Annotated in this window: 14 protein-coding genes; 1 reads left to right on the top strand and 13 read right to left on the bottom strand. The window is 54.1% G+C overall.

Going from position 1 to position 14,457, the window contains the following annotated elements; translation table 11 throughout:
* Nucleotides 1-347: 347 nt before the first annotated feature.
* Nucleotides 348-923, bottom strand: a complete 576-nt coding sequence (locus JQN73_RS08075) for a DUF11 domain-containing protein (protein ID WP_205322563.1) — start codon at nt 921-923, stop codon at nt 348-350.
* 462 nt (nt 924-1,385) lie between these two features.
* On the opposite strand from JQN73_RS08075, the gene JQN73_RS08080 reads away from it, so the two are divergent.
* Nucleotides 1,386-1,562, top strand: coding sequence for a hypothetical protein (locus JQN73_RS08080; RefSeq protein WP_205322564.1), 177 nt, complete (start codon nt 1,386-1,388; stop codon nt 1,560-1,562).
* A gap of 422 nt (nt 1,563-1,984) precedes the next feature.
* Here JQN73_RS08080 and JQN73_RS08085 read toward each other — a convergent pair whose 3' ends face one another.
* From JQN73_RS08085 to cobM, 12 genes are all read right to left on the bottom strand, one after another.
* Complete coding sequence (locus JQN73_RS08085) at nt 1,985-3,058, bottom strand: HoxN/HupN/NixA family nickel/cobalt transporter (protein WP_205322565.1); 1,074 nt, start codon at nt 3,056-3,058, stop codon at nt 1,985-1,987.
* Nucleotides 3,059-3,153: 95 nt separating this feature from the next.
* Entirely contained in the window at nt 3,154-4,623 is a 1,470-nt protein-coding gene (locus JQN73_RS08090; RefSeq protein WP_205322566.1) for a cobyric acid synthase, read from the bottom strand.
* Between the two features lie 42 nt (nt 4,624-4,665).
* On the bottom strand, nt 4,666-5,676 hold the full coding sequence (gene cobD, locus JQN73_RS08095; RefSeq protein ID WP_205322567.1) for a threonine-phosphate decarboxylase CobD: 1,011 nt from the start codon (nt 5,674-5,676) through the stop codon (nt 4,666-4,668).
* Between the two features lie 15 nt (nt 5,677-5,691).
* On the bottom strand, nt 5,692-6,678 hold the full coding sequence (cbiB, locus tag JQN73_RS08100) for an adenosylcobinamide-phosphate synthase CbiB (RefSeq protein ID WP_205322568.1): 987 nt from the start codon (nt 6,676-6,678) through the stop codon (nt 5,692-5,694).
* A complete protein-coding gene (cobU, locus tag JQN73_RS08105) occupies nt 6,672-7,295 on the bottom strand; it encodes a bifunctional adenosylcobinamide kinase/adenosylcobinamide-phosphate guanylyltransferase (protein ID WP_240162476.1) in 624 nt (207 codons plus the stop codon). Before cobU ends, cbiB begins: the two co-directional genes overlap by 7 nt.
* On the bottom strand, nt 7,288-7,974 hold the full coding sequence (bluB, locus tag JQN73_RS08110; protein WP_205322569.1) for a 5,6-dimethylbenzimidazole synthase: 687 nt from the start codon (nt 7,972-7,974) through the stop codon (nt 7,288-7,290). The genes cobU and bluB overlap by 8 nt, the downstream gene beginning before the upstream one ends.
* A 6-nt stretch (nt 7,975-7,980) precedes the next feature.
* Nucleotides 7,981-9,333: a cobyrinate a,c-diamide synthase gene (locus JQN73_RS08115; RefSeq protein WP_205322570.1), complete on the bottom strand. Its 1,353-nt coding sequence runs from the start codon at nt 9,331-9,333 to the stop codon at nt 7,981-7,983.
* A 1-nt stretch (nt 9,334) separates the two neighbouring features.
* Nucleotides 9,335-9,937, bottom strand: a complete 603-nt coding sequence (cobO, locus tag JQN73_RS08120) for a cob(I)yrinic acid a,c-diamide adenosyltransferase (RefSeq protein ID WP_205323259.1) — start codon at nt 9,935-9,937, stop codon at nt 9,335-9,337.
* A gap of 61 nt (nt 9,938-9,998) precedes the next feature.
* On the bottom strand, nt 9,999-11,195 hold the full coding sequence (locus tag JQN73_RS08125; protein ID WP_205322571.1) for a GTP-binding protein: 1,197 nt from the start codon (nt 11,193-11,195) through the stop codon (nt 9,999-10,001).
* A 46-nt stretch (nt 11,196-11,241) separates the two neighbouring features.
* Complete coding sequence (gene cobJ / locus JQN73_RS08130) at nt 11,242-12,810, bottom strand: precorrin-3B C(17)-methyltransferase (protein WP_205322572.1); 1,569 nt, start codon at nt 12,808-12,810, stop codon at nt 11,242-11,244.
* The gene (locus JQN73_RS08135) at nt 12,807-13,625 is read right to left on the bottom strand and encodes a cobalamin biosynthesis protein (protein ID WP_240162477.1); all 819 of its coding nucleotides are present in this window, start codon (nt 13,623-13,625) and stop codon (nt 12,807-12,809) included. The genes cobJ and JQN73_RS08135 overlap by 4 nt, the downstream gene beginning before the upstream one ends.
* Nucleotides 13,618-14,451: a precorrin-4 C(11)-methyltransferase gene (gene cobM, locus JQN73_RS08140; RefSeq protein WP_205322573.1), complete on the bottom strand. Its 834-nt coding sequence runs from the start codon at nt 14,449-14,451 to the stop codon at nt 13,618-13,620. Before cobM ends, JQN73_RS08135 begins: the two co-directional genes overlap by 8 nt.
* Nucleotides 14,452-14,457 lie beyond the last annotated feature (6 nt).

Below are 14,457 nucleotides of genomic sequence, written 5' to 3' on the forward strand. Positions count from 1 at the left end.
GCTGCGCACACCATCTGACTTCGGCGCTCCGATCAGATCGGAGCGAAAGGCAAAGCTTTCCGGTTGTTGCGGACGTATTGCTTGGCAATGCCATACCAGTTGCATGGCGTAACTAACACCCTAAGCTAAACGACATCACGTAACACGCTGACAGCAAGCTGCCGATCACTCAAACCATCAAAACGCAGCCGAAAGCATGATGATCATTGACCGGATAACGCAGACTCAATCATCATAAGCTCACAGAATATCCATGTATCGTCAAAAGATTTGCCAGAATTTCATACGAAAGCAACGCGATACAATCTCCCACGCCCTTTCGGTCTAAAATTAATTTCTCGCTAGCGTTACGGCACAGGCTTAGCAGGAAGCGCACTGGCAACATTGCCCGGAACCACGATGCGAGCACTGACAGTTTTGCTCTCGCCCGCCGTCAATTCGCCCAGATTCCAGCGTAGTTCGCGATATTCGGACGAAGGTACATCGACCTCTTTAGATTGCCCTTCCTCCATCACCTGGTGTTTTATCGGCGTTGGAAAAAACTCTTTTTGCTTGCCGATACGTGCCATAAATACATTCGGGCGCGCGCTGCCCGACTGATAAGTCGCTCCTTCCGGCAGGGGCAACATTGCCTCCACGCTGGCGACGGCTTGCTTACCCGTATTTCGGTATATGACGCGATATTCAATGACGTCACCGGGCAGCGCCTTGCGTGAATCCTCCGACAGTAATTCCTTGCCGTCCTTTGTCCGCACAATGTGCGCGCTCAATACCGCGTGTACCGGACCTGGTTGCGCGGCGACCGTATTTACGGCGGCCGTATTCTCTGTTACCTTGGCTTGCTGCCCGTGAGCGGTAGTCATAGAAATGGCCAACCACAATGGCAGGACCGCAATACGCAAACCTGTCTTGATAGTTGTCATAGCTCGCTCTCCTTTAAATAAGTCTATTCTCCGGAAATTCGATTTCCATTCCTATGGGATTACGCTCTATTACTTACAGACATTACTAATTATCAATACAGTTTTTTCTTTTTTTGATGCAGATATTTCTTAAGCGAGTAACCTATTTCGATCAAAAATGTACGTACCAAAGAATGAAATCAGCTTAATTTTTTAGAGAATATTCTCGGACAATTCTTCATTTTTTAACCTGTAGCGATTTTTCCTTCATATTTTTATATTACGCACTTTTATATTACGCACGAAGTTAAAGACTTCGCCAGACAAGTGCTTGTCGACAAAGATGCTATTCATAAGTTGAGAAAGAGTGATTGCTAGCCGGACCCGCGGCAGTTTCCATCGGCATGCTTCCGAATATCCGGGATAAAGTAATTCTTTGATGCCGATAATCCGGTGGAGATTCCGTAATATCCTTTTTGGCGCTTGGCTAACTTTGATGCCAGCGCCTACCACCAGCTCATAGGAGGGGTAAGGCAAAACGCCCAAGCGATCTGCGGGACGCTGAAGGACAATATTGCCGATGCGGTTGATTGCGTGGATGAATCGCGATTGAAACTGGTTTTAGAGATTGCCTGCCTGAGCGACTTTATCGCTGCTTAAATCCGAGGGCCTGCATTATCGGATGTCTCAGAATGAAGACAATCTTTCGGGCGGGGAAAGAATGTGCATTGCCATTGCACGCCTGCTGTATAACAGCTCAAAAATTGTTCTTTCTTGGACGAGCCGACTGCTGGACTCGACGCAGCGACAGAGAACCGTCCGATGAACAATCTGAAGTTGAATAAAATAACCGCCATCGTCATTTCGCATGCACCTCCCGCCTCGCGCTTTGTGATCGCATTGTCGATCTGGACGAGCTTTCTCAGGTCAACCGCTGAGAGTCAATGCTGGCACGCGATGAGTAAGAGTACACCGTTAAATTCGTGTAGAGATGACGTAGCAAACGAAAATTTTTCGCAGCTGAGATACTGATTTATTTTCGTATCCGTATCCAGCGCTCCAGTCTTTTTTGATCACCGTGGTCACGAAGGTTGTCTGGAATTGAGTTTGGGGTTGAGTTCGTCGTAACCGCGCCACCGGTAGAAGGCAACGGAGGCCATCCAGCTAAAAATAAAAAAGGCAATAATCGCGTAGCCAAGGTTCCCGAAATTCCCGGTTAATGTATCAATAAGGTCCCAAAATTTTCCCTCAAGGACCATTTTCTCCCTGATAAGTCCCAACACTTCCAATCCGCCAATCGCGAGCGCAACAATCACTGAGACCAAGGTGATGGTCATGTTGTAATAGAGTTTTCGGATGGGCTTGACAAAGGCCCAGCCGTAAATCCCCAGCATCAGCGTGCTGTCGAGCGTGTCAACCAGTGACATACCGGCAGCAAACAATACCGGGAAAATTAAAATCGACCAAATTGGAATGCCATTTGAAGCTTGCGTGGCGGCGATGCCTAGCAGGCCAACTTCCGTTGCCGTGTCAAATCCCAGTCCGAACAAAAATCCGAGCGGATACATATGCCAGCTGCGGGATATCATCGCGAACATCGGTCGAAATATCTTTGCGAGAAAGCCTCTGCTATTGAGCAAAAGATCCAACTCTTCTTCGACGTATTCACCTCCGTTGCGTAGTCTCTGAAAAACTTTATAAATTGAGCGGAATACCATCAGATTGATAACGCCGATGATGATCAGGAAAAATGCAGAAATAAGCGTACCGATGATGCTTCCGATTACTTTGAATTCATCCAGTTGCCCGGTCAACGCCGAAGCGGTCGCTGCAATGGCTATCGATGCCAGTAAGACGACGGTTGAATGGCCTAACGAAAAAAAGAAACCAACGGCCACCGGACGCTGTCCCTCCTGCATTAATTTTCGCGTAACGTTATCGATGGCGGCGATATGATCGGCATCCACCGCATGACGCAGGCCGAAACTATAGGCGAGAAACGCGCTACCAAGCAACACGGGGTGACCTTTAAAAGCCACGATTGCCCAACCCCAAGCAAGTATATTGAACGCAAGCAAGAAGCCATAGATACCAAAAATCTTTATCCGAAGAGGGCGGTCGACTTTGCTAAGTACAGTTTTAAAAATGGTGAACATAAGCGCTTTATTGGGGTGGTGGTGGTCGGACGCAATTTTTCGAACAAATATAGCGGCTGCGCGCATGACCGTTTAATGCGCCTTCCCTATGTCGATCAGGATAATTTTTCAAGCGCCTGCAATAATGGGAGTGTTGCGTCGGCGATGCGATCAATACTGGCTTCGCGCAACGCCCTTAAATCGACAGGGACCGCATCCGCCAGCCCTGCCCAGGCCAACAAACTTCGCAAGGCCTCTGGCGTATCAAAGATACCATGCAAGTAAGTGCCGAGCACCTGTTCGTCTTCGGAGCGCGCGCCTTCGGCGACAGCGCAGGAGGCAGTCCCTGCAGTCGATCCGTCAATAAAAAACGCCGGCCTGACTAGCGCAGGGCCGCTTGACATGCCCATATGGATTTCATAACCGCTTACGCTGGCGTCGGCAAATGCACACCGTCCCGCCACCTGACTCAGTTGCTTATCCTGGGTCATTTCTGTCTCAAGGTCCAGCAAGCCGAGACCTTCAGTGGCGCCCGCCAAGCCCTCCACGCCATGCGCATCGATGACCCGCTTGCCCAACATCTGAAAGCCACCGCAAATACCGATCACTTTGCCCCCGTAGCGCAGGTGGCGCTGCAGCGTCTCCGGCCATCCCTGTTCCTTCAGCCATGCCAGATCACCACGGGTATTTTTACTCCCCGGCAAGATAACCAGATCTGCCGGAGGATGCGGCTGACCCGCAGCGATAAAACGCAGATCGACTTGCGGATGTGCGCGCAGGGCATCGAAGTCGGTGTGATTACTGATACGCGGCAATAAGGGCACGATCACTCGAAATAAGCCGCTGCCGTGTTGTTCGGATTGAATCGCATCTTCGGCGTCCAGTGTCAGGCCGTGCAAATAGGGAAGCACCGCCAGCACCGGCTTGCCGGTCCGTTCTTCAAGCCAATCCAGACCGCCTTGCAATAAACTGATATCACCACGAAAACGATTGATGACAAAACCGATCACCCGCGCGCGTTCGGTCTCCGACAAACAATCGAGCGTGCCTGTAATGTGGGCGAAAACCCCACCCCGGTCTATGTCGGCAATCAAGACTACCGGGCAATCGACCGCCTCGGCGAATCCCATATTGGCAATATCCCGCGCCCGCAAATTGATCTCCGCCGGACTACCGGCACCTTCCACGATAATGGCGTCGTACTGGTCTGTAAGGCGTTGGTAGGACTCCAGCACAGCGGCCATCGCAGTGGTTTTATAGTGGTGATAATCGCGGGCGTTCATGTCGGCGCGCACGTGACCGTGAACAATCACCTGCGCACCGATGTCGCTGGAAGGCTTTAATAAAATCGGATTCATGTCTGTGTGGGGCAACAGCCCTGCCGCCAGCGCCTGCAACGCCTGACCGCGCCCGATTTCTCCGCCGTCGACTGTGACCGCGCTATTCAGTGCCATATTTTGCGGTTTAAAAGGGACTACTTTTACTCCGCGACGCGCCAGCAAACGGCACAACGCGGCGACCAGAGTAGTTTTGCCAGCGTCTGAGGTAGTGCCCTGGATCATCAAGGTTTTATACGGGAATGTCATTTTTTGGTTCAACTTAGTGTTCAGTTTTGGGTCGTATTACTATCAAGGGAATGCGTTTCCTGCAGCCGCTGCGGGCAACCACTCGGCTAGTGCCAGTTGCAGACGGTCCCATCCGGCTTCGTCGGGCGGCAAGCCCAGTCGGATTCCACCTGCTCCACGCGTAAACAAGCGAACCCATATTGCCCGCGCCGCCATGTGTTGATGAAATGCTTGCGCCCGCAGTTCTGGCCACCATTGGTATAAAGCGCTGCCGCTGCTATCAATCCCGTTGAACGCCAACAGCGCATGCAGCCGCCGCCCATCCGTCGACAACTGTGCTCGCATCTGCTGCTGCCATCGCGTGTCTGACAATGCTGCGTAACCAATCGCTTGCGCTGGGCCGCTGACTGACCACGGCCCCAATAGCTCGGCTAAAGTCGACAACAGTGTTTTCTGTGCCGCCACGAAGCCCAATCGCAGCCCGGCCAGACCAAAAAATTTTCCCACCGAACGCAGTACGATCAACCCCGGTCGATCCGACCATGCTGCCACGCTGAGCGCCGGTGTCGTGTCAGCAAAGGCCTCGTCAACAATTAGCCAGCCACCGCGTGCTGCAAGCTGTTCTGCCCATTCCAGCAACAGCGCCGGGGCCACCGTGGCACCGGTCGGATTGTTCGGATTACAGACCACCATGACATCACAATCAGCCACCGCCAGTGCTAATGCGTCGTAAGCGACCTCCCGCACAGCATGCCCGGCACGCGACCAGCAATGCGCGTGCTCGGCATACGCAGGAGCGGCAACCGCGACTCGCGAGGTCGGACGCAGACAAGGCAACGCCTGAATCGCCGCCTGCGAGCCAGACACTGGCAACATGCAGGGCGCACCGTAATACCGCGCTGCGGCGGTCGCCAGTGCCGGATGCGCCTCCGGCAGGCGATGCCACGCGTCCGCTGCAAGCGCGGGAACCGGATAGGGATGCGGATTGATGCCGGTAGAGAGATCAATCCATTCACTACGGGATTGGCCGAAACTGGCGATAGCCGCGTGCAGGTTGCCGCCATGATCAAGCATATTTTGGCCGCATGATCATGCCCTCATATCAAACATAAAAAAGAAAGTAATAGCGCTCGCAGACAATAAAACCAACCAGAGAATGGTAGTCCGCAGCACCAGTTGCCATGCGCGTTGAATATCCGCGCCACCGGCTTCAGTGCCGCTACCAAGCGGTGGTCGATCTTCCAGCACGCCATCATAAGTCGCTGCACCACCCAGCCGCAAACCAAGTGCGCCGGCACCGGTCGCCATCACGGGACCGGCGTTGGGGCTCGGCCATGCAGGTGCCTGCGTACGCCAGCACTGCAATGCCAAACTGGTCCGCCCCAACAATGCGTACGATACAGCGGTGAGTCTGGCCGGTACCCAGTTTAATCCGTCATCAATCCGCGCGGCAACCCGTCCGAACAGGTTATAGCGCGGAGTGCGGTAGCCCCACATGGCATCCAGTGTATTGACCAGCCGAAATAAAACAGCGCCCGGTCCACCAGCGACGACAAACCAGAATATAGTACCGAACACCGCATCGTTGCCGTTTTCCAATAACGACTCTACCGCCGCCTTGGATAAATCCGCAGGCTGGGCCTGGCTGGTATCACGACTAACAATGCGCGATGTCAAACTGCGGGCGATGACCAGATCATCCACAGCTAATGCCTGCGCAATGGGAATTGTATGATCACGCAAGCTGCGCAAACCGATACAGAGATACAGAAGAACGGCATGCATCATGAGGGCACCGGCTATCGGCAGAAGATGTAACATCCATATCGTTAGCAACACGATGGGGATAACCGCCAACGTCCACGCCAATGCGCCGTATAAGAGGCAGCGGGAAGAATCGGTCGTTAAGCCAGGGCGCGTCGGCGTGAGAGGATTGAACTGCCGTTCCAGGCGGCTAGCAAACCGCCCAAACCCCACCAGCGGATGCCAGCGGCGGGTTTCCCCCAAAAGCATATCCAGAATAACCCCAGCTATCGCCAGCAAGGCCAATGCAGGGAGCGAGAGTCCGCTCAACATATGGTGTTTTTTAACATCAACGGCAAACCGGCGGCGATAAACACCGCGCGTTCACAGCTGGCCGCGACAGCCTGATTCAGGCGCCCAGCCTCGTCGACAAACCAGCGCGATATCGCACCCTGCGGCACGATTCCCATGCCGACCTCGTTTGACACCAATATCACGTCGCCGCTGGCTGCGGCGAGTGCCTGCAAAAAAGCGACCCGCTGTTGATAAAACAGCTCAGGTGGTACAATCGGCCCAATTTCCGGATAGTTTTTTTCTTCCGAAAAGAGCAGATTCGAACACCATACGGTGAGGCAATCAATTAACAGCACACGATCAGGCGCGCTCCATTCGACAATTGCTGCGCCCAGCATCAGTGGTTGCTCAACAGTGCGCCATTGCGCGGGGCGCTGTGCTTTATGTAAAGCGATCCGCGCCTGCATTTCACTGTCAGTATGGCTATCCCCCGCAGCAGCGGTCGCGATGTAAATCACTTCGCGTTCTGTGGCTTCGGCGAGCTTTTCTGCATAAGTGCTTTTGCCCGAACGCGCGCCACCTAACACCAACGTGCGCACGATTCCGGTCTTCGATGTTTGCTGCGCAGTTTCGTACGCTTTTTCCTGCTTATGCATCGCGCTTTCCCTCGATTGGTTGATTGATGACAGCGGAATTTCCATCGCACCAGGTATTTTCAGACACCAGATCGTGCAAACTTTGCCGCTTGGCCCATCCTTCCAGTTCCAACATCGGCCGTGGATAGAAAGCCTCAACCTTTCCGAGACACAATATTGCTAGCGGCTTGGCATCTGCGGGAATACGCAATAACTGACTTAGCGCCAGCGGGTCAAACAGTGACACCCAGCCCATGCCAATACCTTCTGCCCGCGCCGCCAGCCACATATTCTGGATTGCACAAGCGACGGAGCAAAGGTCCATTTCAGGCAACGTCCGACGGCCGAATATATGCGCATCGCGCCGATCCATTAATGCCACGACCAACAATTCGCCGCAGTCGCGGATACCCTCAACCTTTAGCCGCATAAATGCATCTTCGCGCTCGCCCAAAGCCTGTGCGGTGTTGACGCGTTCCTCTTCCACCAAAGCGTGCATCTTTAATCGCAAATCGGTATCGGTGATGCGAATAAAACGCCACGGCTGCATGAAGCCAACGCTGGGCGCCATGTGCGCGGCCTGCAATACACGTTCGAGCAGGGCTGGATCGAGCGGATCAGGCAAGAAGTGGCGCATGTCGCGCCGCTCTGCAATTACTTTATAGACCGCTGCAATTTCAGCATCATCAAATCGGTTCATAGACATTTATGGCAAAAAAAGCTGCGCGGCTGCAGCAGGGTTGGACGGGAAATAACAATGTAAATAACTGGCGATGGTGCGGGCCTGCTGAAATATTTTTTCGCCAGCGGATGTGTTGTGGAGCCGTTCGCCGCTGGCAAACGGCGTCATCGTCGTCTCAATCAATGAATGATGGAAGGTATGTGCGCGCAATACGCCGCCCGGCATTGGTGCGGACTGATATCCCAACCCTTGCAGCCGTCCCTGCATTACAGCGTGTCCCGCTAAACAACCACTCATCTCGCCCCGCTGCCCGGCTTTATCAGTCAGCGATTCCAGCAAATACAACATGCCACCACATTCCGCAAAGATCGGCTTAGCGCTTGCATGTTTTCTGAGCGCCACCTTCATGGACTGGTTGTCCTGCAGTGTTTGCAGATGAAGTTCCGGATAGCCGCCGGGGAAATAGAGGCTATCTATATCAGGTAACTCTTTATCGACCAGCGGTGAGAAAAAGTACAACATTGCCCCCATCGCACGCAGACAATCCAGATTGGCCGGATAGAGGAAAGAAAATGCAGCATCACGCGCAATACCGATGCGTACGCCCGACAATAAGGCAGGCATGGATCGCAGATAGGGCAGACAAGGCAGATCAGCGTCAGGTCGCCGGAATGTGACCGCGGGCGGCAATTGCGCCAGTCTGGTTTGTCCTATCGCCGTTGCTACGTGATCAAGTCGGGCGTCCAGATCAGCTACTTCAGCGGCTTGCACCAATCCCAGATGCCGCTCCGGTAGCGCTGCGCTATTCGCCCGCATCAAAGCGCCGAAATAATGTAATTTCAGATCCGGCCGCAACCCCTCCTGCAACATCTCGGCATGGCGCGCACTGGCGACGGAATTTGCCAGCACGCCAGCAAACGGCACATCGCGTCGAAAGTTCGCCAACCCATACGCCACCGCACCAAAGGTCTGGGCCATGCCGCTGGCGTCGATCACCGCCAATACCGGGACGCCAAGCAGAACGGCTAAATCCGCGCTGCTGGGCTGACCATCGAACAAACCCATCACACCCTCAATCAGTATCAGATCAGCGTCTTGGGCGGCGTCACAGACCATCTGCTGGCAAGCTTGCGCACCTGCGAGCCAGAGATCAAGCTGATAGGCAGGATGCACGCCTCCGGACGCATGCGACAGTAACATCGGGTCAAGAAAGTCCGGACCGGTCTTAAACACGCGCACGCGTAAACCACGTGCCGCGTGATACCGGGCCAGCGCCGCGGTCACGGTGGTTTTGCCGTGATGCGAAGCAGGGGCGCTGATAAATAACGCGGGTACGCGAGGGGATGCGCTCAGATCGCCAGCTTCCGATTCCAACATATTAAAACTCCACCCCTTTTTGCGCCTTGATTCCCTGCGTCTGATACGGATGTTTTACGGGACGGAATTCTGTTACCAGATCGGCAGCCTCAATCAACGCATCCGACGCATGTCGTCCGGTGACGACAATGTGCAACATCTCGCGCCGCCCGGCAAATACTTCCAGCACTTCGGCCAGTTCCAGATACTGATAGCGCAGCACAATATTCAGTTCATCCAGAATCACCATGTCATACGAGGGATCTTGTATCATCCGCACCGCTTCGGCCCAACCGACCGCCGCGGTTTTCATGTCAGCATCACGATCTTGTGTATCCCACGTATAGCCGTGTCCGACCACATGGAAATCGCAGTGTTCATGTCCACCCAAAATAGTGCGCTCGGCGCTTTCCAGTGCGCCTTTGATAAATTGCACCACACCCAGCTTCATACCGTGACCCAGGATGCGCATACCCATGCCGAAAGCGGCAGTGGATTTTCCCTTGCCGGTGCCGGTGTTGACGATTAACAGACCTTTTTCTTTTTGGGCGGCGGCTTTCTTTTTCTCAAAGCCCTCTTTATGCCGCTGCGTCATGCGTTTATGTGATTCTTCATCCGTCTTCATATTTTCTTCGTCCATGTTTGATGCAATGGTTTGATGCTGGGGTTTTATGCCGCTAATAATATTATTTCCAAATGGTGCCGGTCAGCTCCGACAACATTGTCGCAACCTGTGAGCGACGCAAGTGATAGCCGATGAATACCAATTCGGATTGCGGCGCAGAGCGTAAAACGTTTCCGTTGTCGATATCTGCACCGACATCTGCCATTTCCGTAATGCTGACCCGGGTGCGCACGCCTTGCACTAGCAAAGCGCGACCAATTTGATTGCTCCGAATAAAACCTTTGCAGCGCAACACCGGCGCAATACGTGACACCGTGATTACCGCCGACTTCAACTGATCGACCGACTGCTCGGACGCACTGCGCAGCGTGAACGACATCCAGCCCGGATCTTGCTCGTGAAAATGCTTGTGCGTAGCTAGCCCGTGACTATGTGCCGCCATACCAGAATGCACGTGCCCGTTGAGCGTATTCTGATAGGGCAAAACAGCGCCATCCACCCCAGTTAAACGATCAACTGGTGTGTAGGTGTGGCTATGCGCCAATTCTTTGGCTTGATGCAAGCGCAAACCTAACGCGAGTCGAACGTCGAGTTGGGCGTTGAAAGCGAGCTCTAGAAACCGCACATTAGGTGCACGGGCGCGTACGCGGTTTTCTGCCACCAATAAGGCGCTCTCGTCTAATCCGTCGATTTTGTTCAGCACCACCACATCAGCGTAAGCCAGCTGCTGATCGAACAGCTTCGCAATCGACGCCGTGGCTGATTCAATGGATGGATCGCTGTGTGGCGCACCGATTGTGGTGGAAGCTTTCTGATCTGCCCCATGTTCAAACGCATCATCCAGTAATAACGGCGTGTCAACTACTGCCAACGTCGCATCCAGCACAAATGCCGCCACCAGTTCCGGCCCTTGCAACAACGCCATTACAGCCGTCGGTAATGCCAGACCGGAAGTTTCGATGAGCACATGATCCACGCTGGCGCGGCGCTCGGCGATCTTCAACATCGCGGGAATGAATTGCGCGTCGTTGCCATAGGCGATCAAGCCGTGTGCAAAGTCATGAATGCGGATATGGGCATCAGCACCGTCATCGGCAACGTCGCGTATCAAGGCCCCATCCACCGCCATCTCACCGAATTCGTTAATTAGCAGGGCCAGTCGACGACGTTGACGACGCTTCACCAGGCCACTCAATAACGTGGTTTTTCCAGAGCCTAGAAAGCCGGTGACAATGGTGACAGGGATCGGTGTCTGCATCACGGCTTCCTTATGGCGTGCCTGGGTGCGTTTGCATGAAGACTAATCATTGCAAATCCCAGCGCTGAAGCTGCGCTCGTACTGCTTCGAAGGTCGTCGCCACGACTGGATAAGACATCTGCGGACGCTTCACCACCAGCAACGGAATACCCAGCGCAGCTGCGGCGTCCACCTTGGCCTGATAGCCACCCGCTTCCCCCGACTCTTTGGTGACGATACAATCGATGCCCCAGTCACGCCACAAGGCCTGATTGAAATCTTGCGAAAATGGCCCTTGCATCGCACAGATGTGGGCGCGCGGCAAGCCGAAATCTACCGCCCGCTGGATTGTTTCCGGTTCCGGTGTGACACGGGCAAACCATTGCAGTTGCTGCGCTCCCGGCGCTTGTAAAAAGCTGCTCAGATCTTTGGAGCCAGTCGCCAGAAAAATCCTCTTGCCAATTTTCATGGCGCGCTCGACTGCCTCAGCCATCGTTGCACACAGCGTAGCTGTCTCTGAAATTGCTGCACTTCCCGGACGCTCATACCGCAGATAAGGAATCCCCAGTTCTTGCGACAGACGCATCAACTGCTCGGAGATTAGATTGGCATACGGATGGGTTGCATCCACCAACACCCTGGCGCGACTCTTAATCAGCGCTTGCCGCCGCGCTTCCACGCCTTGCCGGCCGGCCCAGACCGTCAATCCGGGACAATCTTGCAGCGCAATCTCGCCGCCGTATTCAGTCGCAGCAGAAACCACCACTGGTTTGCCATCAGTCGCCAACAGACCTGCCAACGCGTTGCCGTCGCTGGTGCCGGAAAACACCCACGTCGCCTCCGCAGGGAAATCTACCTTGCCATCATGGGCGCTATCCTTAACGCTCTCGGTTTCCGGTGCATGCCAGTCGTTATATCCGCGCGGAGTAAATATTTGCCCGCGCTTGCGCTGGGTAAATCGATTACCGATCACGATCGTCGTCAACATGTCGAACTTTAAGGTCAACAACTCCTCGAGCGAATAAATGGCGACTTCCTGTCCCGGTCGATAAGCATTTTTCACTACCCCGCATAGCGTTGACGGCGACTTATGTTCCAGCATCAGGTGAAGGATGCGATAAACCCCTTCCTGCCGCCCTGCACTTTGCACGTTATACAACACACACGCCAGATCGGCCTGCGCGATGTGGCTTGCGCGCTGCTCGATCCAATCCCAAGGACACAGCAGGTCCGACAAACTTAACGTCGCAAAATCATGAGAAAGCGGCGAACCTAATAATGATGCACAGGCGTTAGCAGAGGTCACACCGGGAATGACGTTGACGATAAAAGTATCGTCTTCACGGATTTCATCATAGGCCAGCGCGGCCATCGCATAAATCCCAATATCGCCACTGGAAATCAATGCCACCGTCGCACCCGTACGCGCCTTTTCGATTGCCAGCAATGCCCGCTCACGTTCCTGGGTCAGCGGTGGCGTGTGAATTTCCTTACCCACGATCCACGGAGCGATCCAGCGCAAATACAACTCATAGGCAACGATGACGCTACTTTCACGCAGCGCCGCTTCGGCCCGCGGAATGATCAGATCGGCAAAGCCCGGTCCAACCGATACCAAATTCAATACACCCGTCATATTTCTAATCCTGCACTTTCGCTTTTTTTTATCTCTATTAATAGGTCTTGTACTACCGCTACCGCCACGCCATTGAGCGCCGTCTTCTGCACTATCAACACACCGCGTGGCGCGGCAATCAGCGCGCAAGGCTCGCACACACCATCCAGGCCGACATTTTGCTGCACCCACGCTGAAGGTTGCGTAACCGCGCCGCGCCAGGCTCTGGCTGCAACGGTGGCATGCGAAAATATTCGCAATGGCAACGCGTGCTGCTGACAAAATGCCAGCAACCCCAGTTCATTCGCTTTCAGATCTACGGTCGCAATTTCTCTTACTTCGGTCAGATTTCGTTCCCCCAATGCGGCTAATATGGCATCGGATATCTGTTCCACCGAGACACCTTTGCGACAGCCGATGCCGACCACAAGCGGCTTGATCGCCTCCGTTGCGGTCGTAATGACAGGCACCGCGCCGATCACGGCTGCGACCTGATAAGCGAGTTGATTAGCTCCGCCTTCATGACCGGCCAACAACGATATTGCGAATCGTCCGGCCTCATCCACGACAACGACCGCAGGGTCGCTTAACTTGTCTTGCGGTAATCCGTCCAGGAACCTCACAGCGATTCCTGTCGCGCCTAGAATCAGCCATTGTCGATGCTGGCGATAATGCGCTGCGAACCTGGCTTTCTGACCGATTGGTTGACTCTCCGTGTTCATCATCCAGGGCTGATAACAAGTACCGCCGAGATGAGACTGCAATAGCCCCGCCAGTGGTCCGGCCTCTGCGCGTACCGGCCAGATACCTAAGCCATGATCGACAAGCTTATTCAACGGTGACCTTAGTTTCAACCAGAGTTTTAGCCGTCTTTTCAACCTTCTTTTCAGTCTTCTTTTTTTCCTTTTTCACTACCCGGAAAAGATGGGTAAATTCCTTCGAATACAAACTCGATTCAACCTGCTCGCCATGATCCAAAGCCGCGCCTACCAACATCATCGTGGTCAAGTTCCAGCTTCCACGTTTGGTCTCTGCCAGCACAGTGGCAAGTGTTCCCTCGTAGATTTTCTGTTCTGGCCAGGTTGCGCGATAGACCAATTTGACTGGTGTGTCGGCAGGATAATGCAAGCGTAAATCGGTGACAATTTTTTTCAGATGGGGACCTGACAAAAATATACACATCGTGGCCTGATGCTCTGCCAGCTTAGCAATCGCTTCTGCCTCCGGCACCGCTGAAGCGCGCCCCGATACCCGCGTCAGAATCACGGTTTGCGATACTTCAGGCTTGGTAAGCTCCGCTTTCACCATCGCCGCCGCTGCCGTGAATGAAGACACACCGGGCACGATTTCATATTCGATACCGAGCGCTTCGAGCCGCCGCATCTGTTCTGCGGTCGCGCCATAAATCGCCGGATCGCCCGAGTGCAAACGCGCCACATCGCAATTATTTTCCTGCGCACGCTGATAGCAGGCCTGCTGCTGCTCAAGATCCAGCGTCGCGGTGTCAAACAATTCGGCGTCAGCACGACAATGTTGCAGCATGGCGGTTGGGACCAGCGATCCTGCATACAGCACCATCCCGACTTTCCCCAACAGGTTGGCACCGCGTAATGTGATCAAATCGGGTGCGCCCGGGCCAGCACCGATAAAATAAACTTTCATACTAAA

Source organism: Glaciimonas sp. PAMC28666 (assembly GCF_016917355.1).
In the GTDB taxonomy this organism is placed as follows: domain Bacteria; phylum Pseudomonadota; class Gammaproteobacteria; order Burkholderiales; family Burkholderiaceae_D; genus Glaciimonas.

Coding starts and splice junctions, on each gene's coding strand:
- JQN73_RS08075 (WP_205322563.1), bottom strand. CDS start 923: ATGACAACTATCAAGACAGGTTTGCGTATTGCGGTCCTGCCATTGTGG.
- JQN73_RS08085 (WP_205322565.1), bottom strand. CDS start 3,058: ATGTTCACCATTTTTAAAACTGTACTTAGCAAAGTCGACCGCCCTCTT.
- JQN73_RS08090 (WP_205322566.1), bottom strand. CDS start 4,623: ATGACATTCCCGTATAAAACCTTGATGATCCAGGGCACTACCTCAGAC.
- cobD (WP_205322567.1), bottom strand. CDS start 5,676: ATGCTTGATCATGGCGGCAACCTGCACGCGGCTATCGCCAGTTTCGGC.
- cbiB (WP_205322568.1), bottom strand. CDS start 6,678: ATGTTGAGCGGACTCTCGCTCCCTGCATTGGCCTTGCTGGCGATAGCT.
- cobU (WP_240162476.1), bottom strand. CDS start 7,295: ATGCATAAGCAGGAAAAAGCGTACGAAACTGCGCAGCAAACATCGAAG.
- bluB (WP_205322569.1), bottom strand. CDS start 7,974: ATGAACCGATTTGATGATGCTGAAATTGCAGCGGTCTATAAAGTAATT.
- JQN73_RS08115 (WP_205322570.1), bottom strand. CDS start 9,333: ATGTTGGAATCGGAAGCTGGCGATCTGAGCGCATCCCCTCGCGTACCC.
- cobO (WP_205323259.1), bottom strand. CDS start 9,937: ATGAAGACGGATGAAGAATCACATAAACGCATGACGCAGCGGCATAAA.
- JQN73_RS08125 (WP_205322571.1), bottom strand. CDS start 11,195: ATGCAGACACCGATCCCTGTCACCATTGTCACCGGCTTTCTAGGCTCT.
- cobJ (WP_205322572.1), bottom strand. CDS start 12,810: ATGACGGGTGTATTGAATTTGGTATCGGTTGGACCGGGCTTTGCCGAT.
- cobM (WP_205322573.1), bottom strand. CDS start 14,451: ATGAAAGTTTATTTTATCGGTGCTGGCCCGGGCGCACCCGATTTGATC.